The 16,388-nt window shown below is 58.0% G+C and carries 14 protein-coding genes; 7 read left to right on the top strand and 7 right to left on the bottom strand.

The genetic code is table 11. The features are described from left to right. Positions 1 to 385: 385 nt before the first annotated feature. The 6 genes from gcvH to QN377_RS21530 all read left to right on the top strand — a co-directional run bounded on the left by gcvH (position 386) and on the right by QN377_RS21530 (position 7,486). Positions 386 to 769, top strand: coding sequence for a glycine cleavage system protein GcvH (gene gcvH, locus QN377_RS21555; RefSeq protein ID WP_095001372.1), 384 nt, complete (start codon positions 386 to 388; stop codon positions 767 to 769). Positions 770 to 779: 10 nt separating this feature from the next. Beyond that, complete coding sequence (gene gcvP, locus QN377_RS21550; protein ID WP_095019741.1) at positions 780 to 3,638, top strand: aminomethyl-transferring glycine dehydrogenase; 2,859 nt, start codon at positions 780 to 782, stop codon at positions 3,636 to 3,638. 154 nt (positions 3,639 to 3,792) lie between these two features. Continuing rightward, complete coding sequence (locus QN377_RS21545) at positions 3,793 to 5,169, top strand: L-serine ammonia-lyase (protein WP_095019740.1); 1,377 nt, start codon at positions 3,793 to 3,795, stop codon at positions 5,167 to 5,169. Positions 5,170 to 5,186: 17 nt separating this feature from the next. Further along, the gene (gcvT, locus tag QN377_RS21540; RefSeq protein WP_095001369.1) at positions 5,187 to 6,311 is read left to right on the top strand and encodes a glycine cleavage system aminomethyltransferase GcvT; all 1,125 of its coding nucleotides are present in this window, start codon (positions 5,187 to 5,189) and stop codon (positions 6,309 to 6,311) included. Between the two features lie 380 nt (positions 6,312 to 6,691). Beyond that, positions 6,692 to 6,904 (top strand): cold-shock protein, encoded by a 213-nt coding sequence (locus QN377_RS21535; RefSeq protein WP_016782052.1) that lies wholly within the window; start codon positions 6,692 to 6,694, stop codon positions 6,902 to 6,904. A gap of 93 nt (positions 6,905 to 6,997) precedes the next feature. Next, positions 6,998 to 7,486, top strand: coding sequence for an RDD family protein (locus tag QN377_RS21530; protein WP_095019738.1), 489 nt, complete (start codon positions 6,998 to 7,000; stop codon positions 7,484 to 7,486). Between the two features lie 140 nt (positions 7,487 to 7,626). Here QN377_RS21530 and QN377_RS21525 read toward each other — a convergent pair whose 3' ends face one another. From QN377_RS21525 to rpoE, 4 genes are all read right to left on the bottom strand, one after another. After that, positions 7,627 to 9,048 carry a DegQ family serine endoprotease gene (locus QN377_RS21525; RefSeq protein WP_370688609.1) on the bottom strand — a complete coding sequence of 474 codons (1,422 nt, stop codon included), beginning with the start codon at positions 9,046 to 9,048 and terminating at the stop codon, positions 7,627 to 7,629. 185 nt (positions 9,049 to 9,233) lie between these two features. Then, the gene (locus QN377_RS21520; RefSeq protein WP_271350735.1) at positions 9,234 to 10,196 is read right to left on the bottom strand and encodes a MucB/RseB C-terminal domain-containing protein; all 963 of its coding nucleotides are present in this window, start codon (positions 10,194 to 10,196) and stop codon (positions 9,234 to 9,236) included. Positions 10,197 to 10,204: 8 nt separating this feature from the next. Beyond that, complete coding sequence (locus QN377_RS21515) at positions 10,205 to 10,795, bottom strand: sigma-E factor negative regulatory protein (RefSeq protein WP_095019735.1); 591 nt, start codon at positions 10,793 to 10,795, stop codon at positions 10,205 to 10,207. A 31-nt stretch (positions 10,796 to 10,826) separates the two neighbouring features. Beyond that, complete coding sequence (rpoE, locus tag QN377_RS21510) at positions 10,827 to 11,408, bottom strand: RNA polymerase sigma factor RpoE (protein WP_016782046.1); 582 nt, start codon at positions 11,406 to 11,408, stop codon at positions 10,827 to 10,829. 524 nt (positions 11,409 to 11,932) lie between these two features. On the opposite strand from rpoE, the gene nadB reads away from it, so the two are divergent. Then, positions 11,933 to 13,540, top strand: coding sequence for an L-aspartate oxidase (nadB, locus tag QN377_RS21505; protein WP_095019734.1), 1,608 nt, complete (start codon positions 11,933 to 11,935; stop codon positions 13,538 to 13,540). A gap of 555 nt (positions 13,541 to 14,095) precedes the next feature. Here the strand turns inward: nadB and QN377_RS21500 are convergent. From QN377_RS21500 to QN377_RS21490, 3 genes are all read right to left on the bottom strand, one after another. After that, entirely contained in the window at positions 14,096 to 15,109 is a 1,014-nt protein-coding gene (locus QN377_RS21500) for a hypothetical protein (protein ID WP_095019732.1), read from the bottom strand. A 74-nt stretch (positions 15,110 to 15,183) separates the two neighbouring features. Then, entirely contained in the window at positions 15,184 to 15,576 is a 393-nt protein-coding gene (locus tag QN377_RS21495) for a hypothetical protein (RefSeq protein ID WP_086798460.1), read from the bottom strand. 315 nt (positions 15,577 to 15,891) lie between these two features. After that, on the bottom strand, positions 15,892 to 16,209 hold the full coding sequence (locus QN377_RS21490; RefSeq protein ID WP_322212501.1) for a hypothetical protein: 318 nt from the start codon (positions 16,207 to 16,209) through the stop codon (positions 15,892 to 15,894). Positions 16,210 to 16,388 lie beyond the last annotated feature (179 nt).

Raw genomic sequence — 16,388 nt, 5'->3', positions numbered from 1 at the left:
AGATGTGTATAAGAGACAGGTTAAAATTCCCTACAGACCTTGCAGCTGCCGAAGGCTGAGTTCGGCAGCCGCCACAGAATTTGTGCTCCCGCTCATTGGCAACCCAAGCCTTGTATCGAATTCACTCCACCGGAACGAATTCGATACACACCCTCTCTACCCATGCCACGCAAGGCTTTGATCCCCTTGGATTTTTTTATGGCCTTCAGGCTGTATCGAATTCGCTACAGTCTTGCTCTTCGAATACCTCTTTTAAAATCTTAACTCATTGATAAATAAGGATATTTATAAACTGGCAACCATCTTGCAGAGAACTCCTCATAAGCTCGACCTGCACGAGCATTTACCTGTGACCACCAGACCTGTCTGGCCTTGAGGAGTTTCCATGAGCGAATTGCGTTTTACTGAAGACCACGAATGGCTGCGCGCCGAAGCTGACGGCAGCGTAACCGTGGGGATTACCGCGTTTGCGCAAAACGCTCTGGGTGACGTGGTGTTTGTGCAATTGCCCGAGCTGCAGGCCTACGACAAGGGCGCCGAAGCCGCGACTGTCGAGTCGGTCAAGGCGGCCAGCGGCGTGTATATGCCCCTGGACGGCGAAGTGATCGCAGTCAACCCGGCGCTCGACAGCAGCCCGGAACTGGTCAACGAAGACCCGCTGGGCGAAGGCTGGTTCTTCCGCTTCAAGCCCGCCGACGCCAACGCTGTTGGCCAACTGCTCGATCAGGACGCCTATGACCGCCTGATCAAAGCCCAAGACGACAACTGAGAGCCCAGCCATGACCATCAATCTCAGCACCGCCAATGAATTTATCGCGCGCCATATCGGCCCGCGTCAGGCCGATGAACAGGCCATGCTCGCCACCCTGGGCTTTGATTCCCTTGAAGGTCTCAGCGCCAGCGTGATCCCGGAAAGCATCAAGGGCACCAGCGTGCTCAACTTGCCGGCCGGGCAAAGTGAAGCCGACGCCCTGGCCTCTATCAAGGCCATCGCAACCAAAAACCAGCTATGCAAAACCTATATCGGCCAAGGCTATTACAACTGCCACACGCCTTCGCCAATCCTGCGCAACCTGCTGGAAAACCCGGCCTGGTACACCGCCTACACACCGTACCAGCCAGAAATTTCCCAGGGCCGTCTCGAAGCGCTGCTCAACTTCCAGACCCTGATCAGCGACCTTAGCGGCCTGCCGATTGCCAACGCTTCGCTGCTCGACGAAGCCACCGCTGCTGCAGAAGCCATGACCTTCTGCAAACGCCTGAGCAAGAACAAAACCAGCCACCGCTTTTTCGCCTCCAGCCACTGCCACCCGCAAACCCTCGACGTGCTGCGCACCCGTGCCGAGCCGCTGGGCATTGAAGTGTTTGTGGCCGACGAGCGCGAACTGACTGACGTGACAGCCTTCTTCGGCGCGTTGCTGCAATACCCGGCCAGCAACGGCGATGTATTCGACTATCGCGAACTGGTCGAGCGTTTCCACGCCGCCAACGCCCTGGTGGCTGTTGCCGCCGACCTGCTGGCGCTGACCCTGCTGACCCCGCCGGGCGAGTTCGGCGCGGACGTCGCCATCGGCAGCGCCCAGCGCTTTGGCGTACCACTGGGCTTCGGTGGCCCGCACGCGGCCTACTTCGCCACCCGCGATGCGTTCAAGCGCGACATGCCGGGCCGCTTGGTCGGTGTTTCGGTTGACCGTCACGGTAAACCGGCGCTGCGCCTGGCCATGCAAACCCGCGAGCAGCATATCCGCCGCGAGAAGGCCACGAGCAACATCTGTACCGCTCAGGTGCTGCTGGCCAACATCGCCAGCATGTATGCCGTTTACCACGGCCCTAAAGGCCTGACGCAAATCGCCCAACGCACTCACCAGTTGACCGCGATCCTGGCCCGTGGCCTCAGCGATCTGGGGCTGAAGGTCGAGCAGGAACAGTTCTTCGACACCCTGACCCTCAACACCGGCACCCACACCGCCGCGCTGCACGCCAAGGCCCATGCGCAGAACATCAATCTGCGCGTGATCGACGACCAGCGCCTGGGCCTGTCGCTGGATGAAACCAGCAGCCAGTCCGACGTCACTGCACTGTGGGCATTGCTCGCCACAGACGGCCAGGCCCTGCCTGACTTCGACGCACTGGCCACCAGCGTAACGGGCACCCTGCCCGCCGCCCTGCTGCGCCAGTCGCCGATCCTCAGCCACCCGGTGTTCAACCGCTATCACTCTGAAACCGAGCTGATGCGCTACCTGCGTCGCCTGGCCGACAAGGACCTGGCGCTGGACCGCACCATGATCCCGCTGGGCTCGTGCACCATGAAGCTCAACGCCGCCAGCGAAATGATCCCGGTTACCTGGGCCGAGTTCGGCAACCTGCACCCGTTTGCGCCTGCCGAACAAAGCCTGGGCTACCAGCAATTGACCACCGAACTGGAAGCCATGCTCTGCGCGGCTACCGGCTACGATGCTATTTCCCTTCAACCAAACGCCGGTTCCCAGGGCGAATACGCCGGCTTGCTGGCCATTCGTGCCTACCACCAGAGCCGTGGCGACGAGCGCCGCGATATCTGCCTGATCCCGTCCTCGGCCCACGGCACCAACCCGGCCACCGCCAACATGGCCGGCATGCGCGTGGTGGTCACCGCCTGTGACGCCCGCGGCAACGTCGATATCGAAGACCTGCGTGCCAAGGCCATCGAGCACCGCGACCACCTCGCCGCGCTGATGATCACCTACCCCTCCACCCACGGCGTGTTCGAAGAAGGCATCCGCGAAATCTGCGGCATCATTCATGACAACGGCGGCCAGGTGTACATCGACGGCGCCAACATGAACGCGATGGTGGGCCTGTGCGCTCCGGGCAAGTTCGGCGGCGACGTGTCCCACCTCAACCTGCACAAAACCTTCTGCATCCCTCACGGCGGTGGCGGCCCGGGTGTAGGCCCGATTGGCGTCAAATCGCACCTGACGCCGTTCCTGCCGGGGCACGCGGCCATGGAACGCAAGGAAGGCGCAGTCTGCGCGGCGCCGTTTGGCAGCGCCAGCATCCTGCCGATCACCTGGATGTACATCCGCATGATGGGCGGTGAAGGCCTCAAGCGTGCATCGCAGCTGGCCATCCTCAACGCCAACTACATCGCCCGCCGTCTCGAAGAGCACTACCCGGTGCTGTACTCGGGCAGCAACGGCCTGGTCGCCCACGAATGCATCCTCGACCTGCGCCCGCTCAAGGAAACCAGCGGTATCAGCGTCGATGACGTGGCCAAGCGCCTGATCGATTTTGGCTTCCACGCCCCGACCATGTCGTTCCCGGTGGCCGGCACGTTGATGATCGAACCGACCGAAAGCGAGTCCAAGGAAGAGCTCGACCGCTTCTGTGACGCGATGATCTGCATCCGCGAAGAAATCCGCGAAGTCGAGAGCGGTGGCCTGGACAAGGAAGACAACCCGCTGAAAAACGCCCCGCACACCGCCGCTGAAATGGTCGGCGAATGGACTCACCCCTACAGCCGCGAACAGGCGGTGTACCCGGTTGCGTCCTTGATCGAAGGCAAGTACTGGCCACCGGTCGGTCGTGTCGACAACGTATTTGGCGACCGCAACCTGGTGTGTGCGTGCCCGTCGATCGAGAACTATCAGGAGGCATAAGTCAAAACCTGTAGCCGCTGCCGAAGGCTGCGATGGGCTGCGAGGCGGCCCCGCTTTCGGGCACAACGGCGAAGGCCCTGCGGGCTTTATCGCAGCCTGCGGCAGCGGCTACAGATGATTTGCCTACCCACACAATAAGAAACCGGAGAACCCCATGTCGTTAAGCGTGTTCGACCTGTTCAAGATTGGCATCGGCCCCTCCAGTTCCCATACCGTCGGCCCCATGCGCGCTGCTGCGCGTTTTGTCGAAGGTCTGCGCCGTGATGAGCTGTTGCAACAAACAGCCTGCGTAAAAGTTGAACTCTACGGTTCCCTCGGCGCCACCGGCAAAGGCCACGGCAGCGACAAAGCCGTGCTGCTGGGGCTGGAAGGTGAACATCCGGATACCGTCAACACCGAAACCGTGGCCGAACGACTGGCCGCGATTCGCAGCAGCGGGCGCCTGAACCTGCTGGGCGAACACCCCATCGAATTCATCGAAAAATCACACCTGGCGATGATTCGCAAACCCCTGCCCTATCACCCCAACGGCATGATTTTTCGGGCACTGGATGCCGCCGGCATTCAGATCCGCAGCCGCGAGTATTACTCGATCGGCGGTGGTTTTGTGGTGGACGAAGGCGCGGCAGGTGCCGACCGAATTGTCGAAGACAGTACTGTGCTGCAATACCCCTTCAAAACCGCCAAAGACCTGTTGCGCCAATGCGTAACCCATCACCTGTCGATCAGTGAAGTGATGATGGCCAATGAAGGCGCCTGGCGCCCGGAAGCCGAGACCCGCAGCGGCCTGTTGAAAATCTGGCAGGTCATGCAGGACTGCGTAAGTGCCGGCTGTCGCAATGAAGGGATTTTACCCGGCGGTTTGAAGGTCAAGCGCCGTGCCCCGGCCTTGCACCGTCAGCTCTGTGCCAACCCGGAAGCCGCGCTGCGCGATGCCTTGTCAGTACTGGACTGGGTGAACCTGTACGCCCTGGCCGTCAATGAAGAAAACGCCAACGGCGGGCGCGTGGTCACAGCGCCTACCAACGGTGCGGCGGGAATTATCCCGGCCGTTTTGCATTACTACATGCGCTTTATCGGCGGCGCCAATGAAGACGGCGTGGTGCGTTTTCTGCTCACTGCCGCCGCCATCGGCATTCTTTACAAGGAAAACGCTTCGATTTCGGGGGCCGAAGTCGGCTGCCAGGGTGAAGTCGGCGTGGCCTGTTCAATGGCGGCCGGCGCGTTGTGTGAAGTGCTGGGCGGCAGCGTGCAACAAGTCGAGAACGCCGCCGAGATCGGTATGGAGCACAACCTCGGCCTGACCTGCGATCCGATTGGCGGGCTGGTGCAAGTGCCGTGCATCGAACGGAACGCGATGGGCTCGGTCAAGGCCATCAACGCAGTGCGCATGGCCCTGCGAGGTGATGGTCAGCACTTTGTCTCGCTCGACAAGGTGATCCGCACCATGCGCCAGACCGGCGCCGACATGAAAAGCAAATACAAGGAGACCGCCCGCGGCGGTCTCGCCGTCAACATTATTGAGTGCTGATTTTCAAGGAGTCTCGAATGTCCACCGAACAACTGCTTAAAACCCCGCTGCATGCACTGCACCTTGAACTCGGCGCCCGCATGGTGCCGTTTGCGGGCTACGACATGCCCGTGCAGTACCCGCTAGGGGTGATGAAAGAGCACCAGCACACCCGTGAACAGGCCGGGTTATTCGATGTATCGCACATGGGCCAGATCCGTCTGACCGGTGCTGACGCGGCCAAAGCCCTGGAAGCACTGGTGCCGGTGGATATCATCGACCTGCCGGTGGGTATGCAGCGCTATGCCATGTTCACCAACGAACAGGGCGGCATCCTCGATGACCTGATGGTCGCCAACCTGGGCAATGACGAGCTGTTCCTGGTGGTCAACGCCGCCTGCAAGGATCAGGACCTGGCCCACCTGCGCAAGCATTTGAGCGCCCACTGCCAGATCCAGCCGCTGTTTGAAGAGCGTGCCCTGCTTGCCCTGCAAGGCCCGGCTGCAGTCAGCGTACTGCAACGCCTGGCACCGCAAGTGGCGAACATGACCTTTATGCAATTTGCCCCGGTGACCTTACTGGGCGCGGATTGCTACGTCAGCCGCTCGGGGTATACCGGCGAAGACGGTTTTGAGATTTCAGTGCCGGCCGAGCACGCCGAAGCACTGGCCCGCCGCCTGCTGGCCGAGCCAGAGGTTCAGGCCATCGGCCTGGGCGCACGGGATTCGCTGCGCCTGGAAGCGGGCCTGTGCCTGTACGGCCACGACATGAACGACACCACGACGCCAATCGAAGCCAGCCTGCTCTGGGCCATCTCCAAGGCCCGTCGCGCTGACGGCCCGCGGGCCGGTGGTTTCCCGGGTGCCGAGAGCATCTTTGCCCAGCAGCAAAACGGCGTAGCGCGTAAACGAGTGGGCTTGCTGCCCCAGGAACGTACCCCGGTGCGTGAAGGCGCACAAATCGTCGATGCCGACGGCACCGAGATCGGCACCGTATGCAGCGGCGGCTTTGGGCCAACGTTGGGCGCCCCCTTGGCAATGGGTTATCTGGATATCGCATTCACGCCTGTGGACACTGAAGTCTGGGCCATCGTGCGGGGCAAGCGCGTGCCGATGAAAGTGTCGAAAATGCCGTTTGTAGCGCAACGTTATTACAGGGGTTAAACAGTAAGTTATACAGTTGCATGTTCACGGTGCGAACGTGTCATGCAACTGCTACATAACAGTGCAAACTTTCGATAGCGAAAACACTCTTTATTACACGAAAATAATTGAACACCTCTATAACGATCCGCTCTTTGACTCTGCGTTTAGAGTATTAAAAACAGCGGCCCTGCGGCGTATTTAAAGGGGCTTGTTTTTTCAATTACAGTTTCGTAGAGTTTGCCCACTGTGTTTGCATGGGTCGCTGGAATCGTGACCTGGGCAGTAGCTCAATGCTTGCTACATCCCGTTCTGCGTCTCTTACTTTCCTGCAACCCAGCACCAGTACTCTTTCATGTGAAAGAGGCTGTCATTAATTGTTAGCGTCAAGGAATTAAGAAATGTCTCAACGTCAGAGCGGTACGGTCAAGTGGTTCAACGACGAGAAGGGGTTTGGTTTCATCACCCCTGAAAGCGGCCCGGACCTGTTTGTGCACTTCCGTGCCATCCAGGGCAACGGCTTCAAAAGCCTGAAGGAAGGCCAGAAAGTGACCTTCATCTCGGTACAGGGCCAAAAAGGCCTGCAGGCTGACGAAGTTCAAGCAGAAGCTTAAATCTCGTGCACAAAAGCCTCTGATGGTGACATCAGAGGCTTTTTTATGGCCGTTATTCCGTAAGATGGCTGTTTTCCTTCACGAGACCCTGCCATGTCGAAACAACCGCTTAGCCCTCAAGGCGACTTTCCCGCCGTTGGCCTGGGGCGCCGCCTGGCAGCCATGTTCTACGACTTTCTGCTGTGTACCGCCCTGCTGATCGTCACGACCTTTATCTACAAGCTGATCATGATGGGCTTTATTGGCGAAGCCAAAATGCGCGAACTGTCAGAAGCAGGCGCTCTGGATGGTGACCCGCTGCTGTCGACCCTCCTGTTTTTCGTCCTGTTCGGTTTCTTTGCCAAGTTCTGGACCCACTCCGGGCAAACCCTGGGCATGCAGGTCTGGGGGGTTCGCGTACAGAACGCCGACGGCACGGCAATCAGCCTGTGGCAGGCCCTTCTGCGTTTTATCGTGTCCATAGGCTCGTGGTTGTGCCTGGGGCTGGGGTTTGTCTGGTCGATCTTCGACAAGCAAAAACGCACCTGGCATGACATGTATTCCAATACGCAGTTGGTTCGCGTCCCCAAGCAGAAGAAATAAAAAAAGCCCGTATCTCGCGATACGGGCTTTTTTATTGCCCTTGTGGGAGCGGGCTTGCTCTCGATGAAGGCAACGCGGTTTCGCCGTTGAACCGCGCCGATGCTATCGCAAGCAAGCCCGCTCCCTCACGGCTGTGCGGCTTACTCCGCCAGCTTGAACGTGATAAAGCTGGCACGCCCCTGACGCAGAACCCGCATCGACACCGAACGGTTCTTCGGCAATGCCTTGGCGATCTCGGTGAATTCCTTGCCATTGGTGATGGCCTGATTGTTCAAGTGCGTAATCACGTCGCCAGGCTGCAGGCCGATCAAGGCCGCAGGACCGTCCTGAACGTCAGTAATGATCACACCGCCCTTGATGTCGTTGGCTTTCTTCTGCTCTTCACTCAAGTCCGCTACGGACACGCCCAGGCGGTTGCTGCTTTGTTCAGCGCCGCCACCCGAAGCGATGTCTTTTGCATCATCAGGGATAGCGCCCACGGTCAGCTCCAGATTCTGGCGCTTGCCGTTACGAATAACTTCAAGGTTGGCCTTGCTGCCGGCCTTGAGTGCGCCAACCAGGTGCGGCAAATCTGCCGACATGACGATCGGCTGACCATTCATGCTCAGAATCACGTCGCCCACTTGCAGACCGCCTTTGGCAGCCGGGCCGTCATCCAGTACCTGCGCCACCAGTGCACCGGCAGGTTTTTCCAGACCGAAAGACTCGGCCAGGTCCTTGTTGACCTCCTGGATCACCACACCCAACCAGCCACGGCTGACTTTGCCGCCAGCCTTGAGCTGGTTGGCAACGTCCATCGCCACATCGATCGGGATTGCAAAGGACACGCCCATGAAACCGCCCGAACGGGTATAGATTTGCGAGTTGATGCCCACGACTTCGCCCGCCAGGTTGAACAGCGGACCACCCGAGTTGCCCGGATTGATCGGCACGTCAGTCTGGATAAACGGCACATAGCTTTCATTCGGCAAGCTGCGGCCCATGGCGCTGATGATGCCCTGGGTCACGGTGTGGTCGAAACCAAATGGCGAACCGATCGCAACCACCCACTGGCCGGCCTTGAGGTCCTGGGACTTGCCCAGTTTGAGCACCGGCAGGTTCTTGCCATCGATTTTCAGCAAGGCCACGTCAGAGCGCGGGTCAGTGCCCACCAGCTTGGCTTTCATTTCACTGCGATCGGACAGGCGCACAATGATTTCATCGGCATCTGCAACCACGTGGTTATTGGTCAGGATGTAGCCATCGGGCGAGATGATAAAGCCCGAGCCCAGGGACTGAGCCTCGCGCTGACGCCCGCCTTTGCCACCGGGTGCAGGTGGCAGGCTGCGCTCAAAAAAGTCGCGCAGGCCAGGCGGCAGGCCTTCCAGGTCGGGCATTTGGCCCATGCTGGAAACCCGACGCTCAGGCAGCTTTTGCGTGGTACTGATATTCACTACGGCTGGCGAAGCCTGTTCAACCAGTTGGGTGAAATCAGGCAACTGCGCTTCAGCCATCACCGGCACTGCCTGCCCGAGCATCAGCACGGCTGCAAAAATGGGTAGATAAGATTTCAATCGCGGCATCGACATACAGCTCCCGTTAATAACAGCAGAGTTAAGCGACAGGCACCTAAAAACAAGTCAAAAGCATAGACCGTTTTTCAGACCCCGGAAAACAAACAAGGCCAAAGCCCTTTGGGGCTCTGACCTTTATAAAAAGAGATAAAAATGGCAAATCGAAAATTGTCACCCGCCATGTCGATGCAACCCTATGGTTTGGCCTGAGCATCGTTTTCACCGACACGCATCGACAGGGCAATTCGTTCAGCAGTGCCCATGGGAATTTCACCCACCACCGTGGCCATCATGTCTCCCTGAGGCGTGCTCAGGTGGCGCGTGACCGCAGCTGTGGGCCCGAGCTGGACGCGGGCATCTGGAACAGCAGCGCCCTTGACCGGCTCGATAAACACCGAAAAACGGGCAAGGCCATCGTCATACAGAAGGCTGGTGACTTCGGTTTTGGTCCGCGGATCACGGCGCACCGTACTGCTGACCTGCTCAAAACCGGAGGGCAGCCAGTCAGAGTGCCAGGCCTGAACCGAATTGACCTGCCCGGCCCCTTTGTCGGCAGGGGCAACAGCACGGCACTGCCCCGCAGGCGTGAGCTGGCTGTCATCAGGAGGCGTGGTGGCAAAGGTCGTAAACTGGTAGCGCTCAAGCAACTGCCCCTTGTCATTGAGCAACAAGGACTTGAGAGGCAAACCGGTTTCACGGTCCAGATACAGCTCAAAACCGTAGCGATGCTGATCACGCGGAGCAAACGATATGACCACTACCGGGCGACCGGCGACCCTGGAGTTGCCCTCGATTGCCACGGCATACAGGTCATTGAACTTCTGGACATCGAATTGACGCGCCGCGACAGCCGTGACATCGCCCAACCCGGAGGCCTGTTTGCCAGTGACACATTCAGTGCGCCCATCCGAGCGGATCACCTCTTGCGCAGTGCCATCAAGCTGCATCAAACGCTCACGAACCTTGCCATCCTGCACGCGGTGCCAGATGCTGTGGGTAGAAAAACTACCGTTACGCTCGTAAACGAAAGTACCCTGATAGCTATGCTGTTGCTCGGCCTGCCCAAGACGTTTTAACCAGTCCTGGGCTTCATCGGCGTGGGCCGGTACTGCAAACCAGCCACTGAGCAGAAGAGGTAGCAAAGGTAGGACGCGCATGATGGTCCTTAACGGTTTTCGAGGCTCGCAGCACGAGCATAAGGCAGAGGGCTTTCAGCCCCTTTCAGCGCTGCTTGCTCTGCGTGCTGGCGCAGGTAGCCAGGCAAACGCTGATCTTGCCAGCCCGGCTGACCTTGCAGGACACCGTTGGCCATCGGGCCGGTGGCCTGATCGGCACTCTCGCTGTAGTTGGCCAGTACTGCCGGACCTTTGGCCATCGGTGCACTCAGGCTCTGCGCAGGGTTCTGCTGGGCGAGCTGGTTGCCAACGATGTCATCCTGGTTGTACAGCCGCACACCCGCCAGAACAGCGACGGTAACCGACGCGGCTACGGCCAGGCGACCAATGCTGCGCCACGGCCCACGGACAACCTTGGCCGGGGTTTGCTCTTCAGCCAGCGCGGCCGAAACGGCAGATGCGATGTCCAGGCGCGGAATCAACAGGTCCTTGTGCATCACAGCACGGGCCACCTGATAACGGGACCAGGTGTCACGGGTTTGTGTGTCGTCGAAGGCATTCAATACCCGACGTAGTTCCAGTTCGTCCGCTTCGTTATCCATCACTGCGGACAGCGATTCCTGCAGGGCTTCACGACTCATGGCGGTTCCTCTCTTGGCTGTCGCCGCTGTCTCAGTTTTCCTGCAACAACGGCTGCAGGGCTTTATCTATGGCTTCCCGGGCGCGGAAAATCCGGGAGCGCACGGTACCCACCGGGCATTGCATGACGCTCGCAATGTCCTCGTAACTCAGACCATCAAATTCACGTAAAGTTAAAGCCGTACGCAAATCTTCTGGCAGTAGCTGAATAGTGCGATGAACGGTGCCTTCGATCTCGTCTCGGAGCAAAGCGCGCTCCGGCGACTCGAGGTCCTTGAGACCGTGATCACCATCATAAAACTCGGCATCTTCCGAACTCACATCGCTGTCAGGCGGACGTCGACCGCGTGACACCAGATAGTTTTTCGCCGTGTTAATGGCGATGCGATACAGCCATGTGTAAAAGGCACTGTCGCCGCGAAAATTACCAAGTGCCCGGTACGCCTTGATAAAGGCCTCCTGGGCAACGTCCTGGGCTTCATGGGTGTCGTGCACGAAACGCACGATCAACCCGAGAATTTTGTGTTGATACTTCAACACCAGCAGATCGAACGCGCGCTTGTCGCCACGCTGCACGCGCTCGACCAGCTGCTGATCCTCTTCCTGGGCTAGCATGAATACTCCTCATAAGACCGGGAGGAAGATTGCTGTGCTAATTGATCAGGCTTGCAAACATAGACTCGGGCTTTTCGCAAAAGTTCTCTCCCCCCTGGCAAGTTTCCTGCGTGCCCGGATTTGGCACACACGAAAACGCAGCTCGGGCCTGGCCGGCTGCGTCAATAATCTTGTCGTCAAATTCAGCTGTCGAGTCGAAAAAACAAACCCCGCATCAATCTGGACGCCGTTCCCCTGCATCAAGGGCAGCCCACTATGGAACCCCTGGCTATACGAAAAGTTCAAAAACTTCGTATAAAACAAGCCCTGCAGTACCTTGGAAGCGTATCAGAACCCGCGCCATTCCAGAGCACTGCCCCAGCATGCAGATTAATTGTGCAAATCAACATGCAGACCCTTCGTGTCTGAGGCACACTTTGCGCCCGCTGTAATTTCACAATGCCATAAAGGCCCGGCCATTGTGCCGATCCCCCCCTCTATATACTAAAGATACCAGAGGGCGTTTTTTTGCGGATGTGAGAAGAATGAGCCAACATTTTCAACATGATGTGCTGGTGATTGGCAGCGGCGCTGCCGGCTTGAGCCTTGCGCTCACGTTACCCAGCCATATGCGTATTGCAGTGCTGAGCAAAGGCGATCTGGCCAATGGTTCGACGTTCTGGGCCCAGGGCGGTGTCGCCGCTGTCCTGGATGACACCGACACGGTGCAGTCCCACGTCGAAGACACCCTCAATGCCGGTGGCGGGCTGTGCCACGAAGACGCGGTACGCTTTACCGTCGAGCACAGCCGCGAAGCCATCCAGTGGCTGATCGATCAGGGCGTACCCTTCACCCGCGATGACAGCATCGACCCCGAGCAACAGGGCTTTGAGTTCCACCTCACCCGAGAAGGCGGGCACAGCCACCGGCGCATCATCCATGCGGCCGACGCCACCGGCGCGGCGATTTTCAAGACATTGCTCGAACAGGCCCGCCAGCGCCCCAATATCGAACTGCTCGAACAGCGCGTTGCCGTCGATCTGATTACCGAACGCCGCCTGGGCCTGGAAGGTGATCGCTGCCTCGGTGCCTATGTGCTGGATCGTGCCACGGGTGAAGTCGACACCTTTGGCTCGCGCTTCACCATTCTGGCAACCGGTGGCGCAGCCAAGGTGTACCTCTATACCAGCAACCCGGACGGTGCCTGCGGTGATGGCATTGCCATGGCCTGGCGCTCGGGTTGCCGGGTGGCGAACCTGGAGTTCAACCAGTTCCACCCCACCTGCCTGTATCACCCGCAAGCCAAGAGCTTTCTGATCACTGAAGCCCTGCGGGGCGAAGGCGCGCACCTCAAGCTGCCCAACGGCGAGCGTTTCATGCATCGCTTCGACCCGCGGGGCGAACTGGCCCCGCGGGATATCGTCGCCCGGGCCATCGACCATGAAATGAAGCGTCTGGGCATCGATTGTGTGTACCTGGATATCAGCCATGAGCCCGATAGTTTTATCAAGGCCCACTTCCCGACTGTATATGAGCGCTGCCTGGCATTTGGTATCGACATCACTCAACAGGCCATCCCGGTAGTACCTGCGGCGCATTACACCTGCGGCGGCGTGATGGTCGACGAACATGGTCACACCGATGTGCCGGGCCTGTACGCCATCGGCGAAACCAGCTTCACCGGCCTGCATGGTGCCAACCGCATGGCCAGCAACTCGCTGCTCGAGTGCTTTGTGTACGCCAAGTCGGCAGCGGCAGACATCCTTGCCCAGTCGCCCGAAATCGCCGCCCCCGTCGCACTGCCGAGTTGGGATGCCAGCCAGGTGACCGACTCCGATGAAGACGTAATCATCGCCCACAACTGGGATGAGCTACGGCGCTTTATGTGGGACTACGTGGGCATCGTGCGCACCAACAAGCGCCTGCAGCGGGCCCAGCACCGGGTGCGCCTGCTGCTGGATGAAATTGACGAGTTCTACAGCAACTATAAAGTGAGCAGAGACCTGATTGAATTGAGGAACCTTGCTCAAGTAGCCGAACTGATGATCAGGTCTGCCATGGAACGCAAGGAATCTCGGGGTCTGCACTACACACTGGACTATCCAGATATGTTGCCAGAGGCGAAGGATACGATCCTTACACCGACCAGATGAGGCACGTTAAGAGACCTTAGCGTAGCACCATAAGGCACCGTTTTGTAACAGCTTTGGCTCACTTTTGTCCCAATGCTGGGGTCCTTATCGCGTGCCCGCAAGGGTCCTTATGGTGCGCCTGAGCGAGTGCGCGAGGGCGCGAGGGCCTATGGGGGTACTTGCTCCCGGAGTGCATTAAAGGTGGTCACTCACATTTTTCTGCCAAATTCTAAAAGGCCCTCTTAGGGCGTTCCTGTGTGAAATCTGAATAACCTGTAAGCCAATGGCCCACGAGATTTCACACAGGAACGCCCTACATGGCTGTCATTACATCGCTCAGCAAATCATGGGTAAGCTCTATGAGCCCCTCAGGGACAGCCACCCCGCTGACGATGGCAATCATGGAGACTACCTTCCAGAAGCTGGGAGACTTAACGATAGCCTTGAGGACAGCCAACCGAACATCTTTCGCATGGTAATGAGGGTCCTCCTTGACTCCACCTAAAATGAAACGAAATAACGTATCACTAAAAGATCCCAAGACTCCTCAAAGGGAGCCTCAGGGGGATACATCATTTAGTCAGCCAGGGTCACACGAGTAACCATAGGGAAATCGACCAGCTCTACTTGGAGCTTCTCTTTAGGGTCAGCAGGGTTTGCCAGCTTGAGCTGTACCTTGGCCTGTGTCACCACATCAGCCACACCAATGACCTCTACGTCCCACGCCATAGCGTTAGGGTTACGGGTCGCATGGATCTGCCACACAGCACCGTTGGAGTCCTTACGGAAGCTCAGTGAGGACATACCCTTAGGCAACATGAAGATGCCCAAGTCTGCACCCGAGTAGAACTGAGAGCCACAGCCCAATAGGTCCTCTACGTCCGACAGGCCAGCACGTTGAGCAGCACGCTCAAGACCAGCTACTTCTTTAGCAGGGATCAGCAACACGAAGTCAGACAGCGAGGTGCCAACTGCTTGGTTGATGTTCATGGTCAGACCATCAATGATGTCCTCAGCGCGTTCGCGTGGGTTCTTAGAGAGACCTGTAAGGGCCTTGACCTCAGTGGACGAAGAGGTGGTCAGGATCTTGGCAATGGTCGCACCACAGGACATCTCGAAGTCCTTCAAGAGCTTCTCAGCGGTCTGCGTCAAACCATTGAGGGTGAAGCCCGACATGATGTGATGGTCCAAGAAGGTCTGACGAAAAGAAAACAGAGCGGCCTGAGGGGTGGCCTCACAGAACAGGAAGTCACCAGCGACGGCCTCGCCTTTAGTGAAGGTCGAATCGTCATAGATGGACTTGCGCGGGTCGAACTCAACACTTCGATCTTGCATCAGAACGATCTGTTGGGTGGTCGGCTCGGTGCCCTTAGGGCGGAACTCACAGGGAATCGCTTCTTCAGCGCCTTCTTCCCAGTCTCCACCGTTGAAGTATTCATCGAGACCATCTGTCAGGGCCTTCACATAGGCCGCTGCATCAGTGCCTGCGCCACCTTTGATGGTGGTCTCGGTGTTGAACTGAATGGTCCCACCTTGTTCGGTGATAGCGGTGGACCACGTTGTAGGCTTAACGTATTCGTATGGTTTCATGTTTGATAATCTCCTGAATTGAATTCTGTATAGGGAAGCCCTGAGAGGTCTCAAAGGCTCCTTGTGGTCAACTGTTAGTTACGGCGAGCTGCACGAATGGCGTTGCCGTGTTCACGGATAGCCGCTGCTTGCTTCTCTTTGGCCTCACGAGCACGAGCTACCTCAAGACGTGTCGGTGCCTTGTAGGATGCAAAGCGGTCCGCATGGAACTGGGCATCACGTTGTCGAGCAGCTTCACGCAGACCAGCAGCATGGATCTCTTGGCGGGCAACTGAGGTTTGATCAGGGAATGCTGCGGTGCTCAGACCAGCCTCCATGAACTGCTTGATGATCGAAGTGATAGCGCCGTGGTTCTTGCCCACAGCAGCCAGCAAGCCTGCCAACATCACGCCTTCGGCATATGCCTTAGTCACAGTTTGGCCTTGAATAGTCAGGGTCTTATCGGTATGTACGATGTCGAGTTTCATATTGGGTTCTCCTTTGAGAGACCCTTAAGTCAAACCTTGCCGCCATGATCGCGTGACCAATGGGGAAAGGAGACCCGCACGGGATCAACAAGGTTTGCTTAAAGGTATTGGATTGAAGGTGGTTTCACAGTCCTATGGGCATTAACTTGGCGGGGACTGTAGGAATGCCTCTGTGCTGAATGGCGGACAGCAAAGAGGTTCCGATGTGGTGCATAGATTGCCCACTACTGACGCTTAGGGCGCCTCGTGGGGCTTTGAGAAGACCATGGGTGACTGATTCCCGTGGCCTTAGTGAGGGTTTTTAAACGGCAGTTCTCAGGCCAGCATTATCGGCTGACTGCTCATCGGAATAGACAGGTCACAGCGAACAAGTGTCTTCAAACTGAGACCGTCTTCAAGAGCGTCCTTGAGCGCTTCCATGCATCGCTGGTTTGTTATGAGGGCAATGTAGGGAAGCGTCACCGAGAGGTCGTAAACGGTGCCCAATTCAGGATCACGCGAACGACCTGGAGCATTCACTTTTGAGACCAAGGCGCGGATCGTAATAAGCGATGTCCGGCGTGGCTTGGTGAACACCCTGTTAATCAAAGCGAGCTCAGCGCTTGTCGGAATGGTTTTCTTAAAGTTGCTCATTTAGCGAATACTCTTAGGCCGTCTCTGGCTGCAAGGGCGGATGCTTGAGCCTCTGTGAGATTGCCTTTAGCGATAGCTGAGCGTAGGCCCTGTAAGGTGTTATGAATCGCCCCGGGTTTTCTAGACACTCTCAAGGCTCGCTGCGTAACGCTTTTCAAACTCTACCGGTGACAGCTGAT

This window comes from Pseudomonas sp. CCC4.1, from assembly GCF_035019225.1.
GTDB classification, from domain to species: domain Bacteria; phylum Pseudomonadota; class Gammaproteobacteria; order Pseudomonadales; family Pseudomonadaceae; genus Aquipseudomonas; species Aquipseudomonas bubulae.
This window is presented reverse-complemented; position numbering and strand designations above follow the sequence as displayed.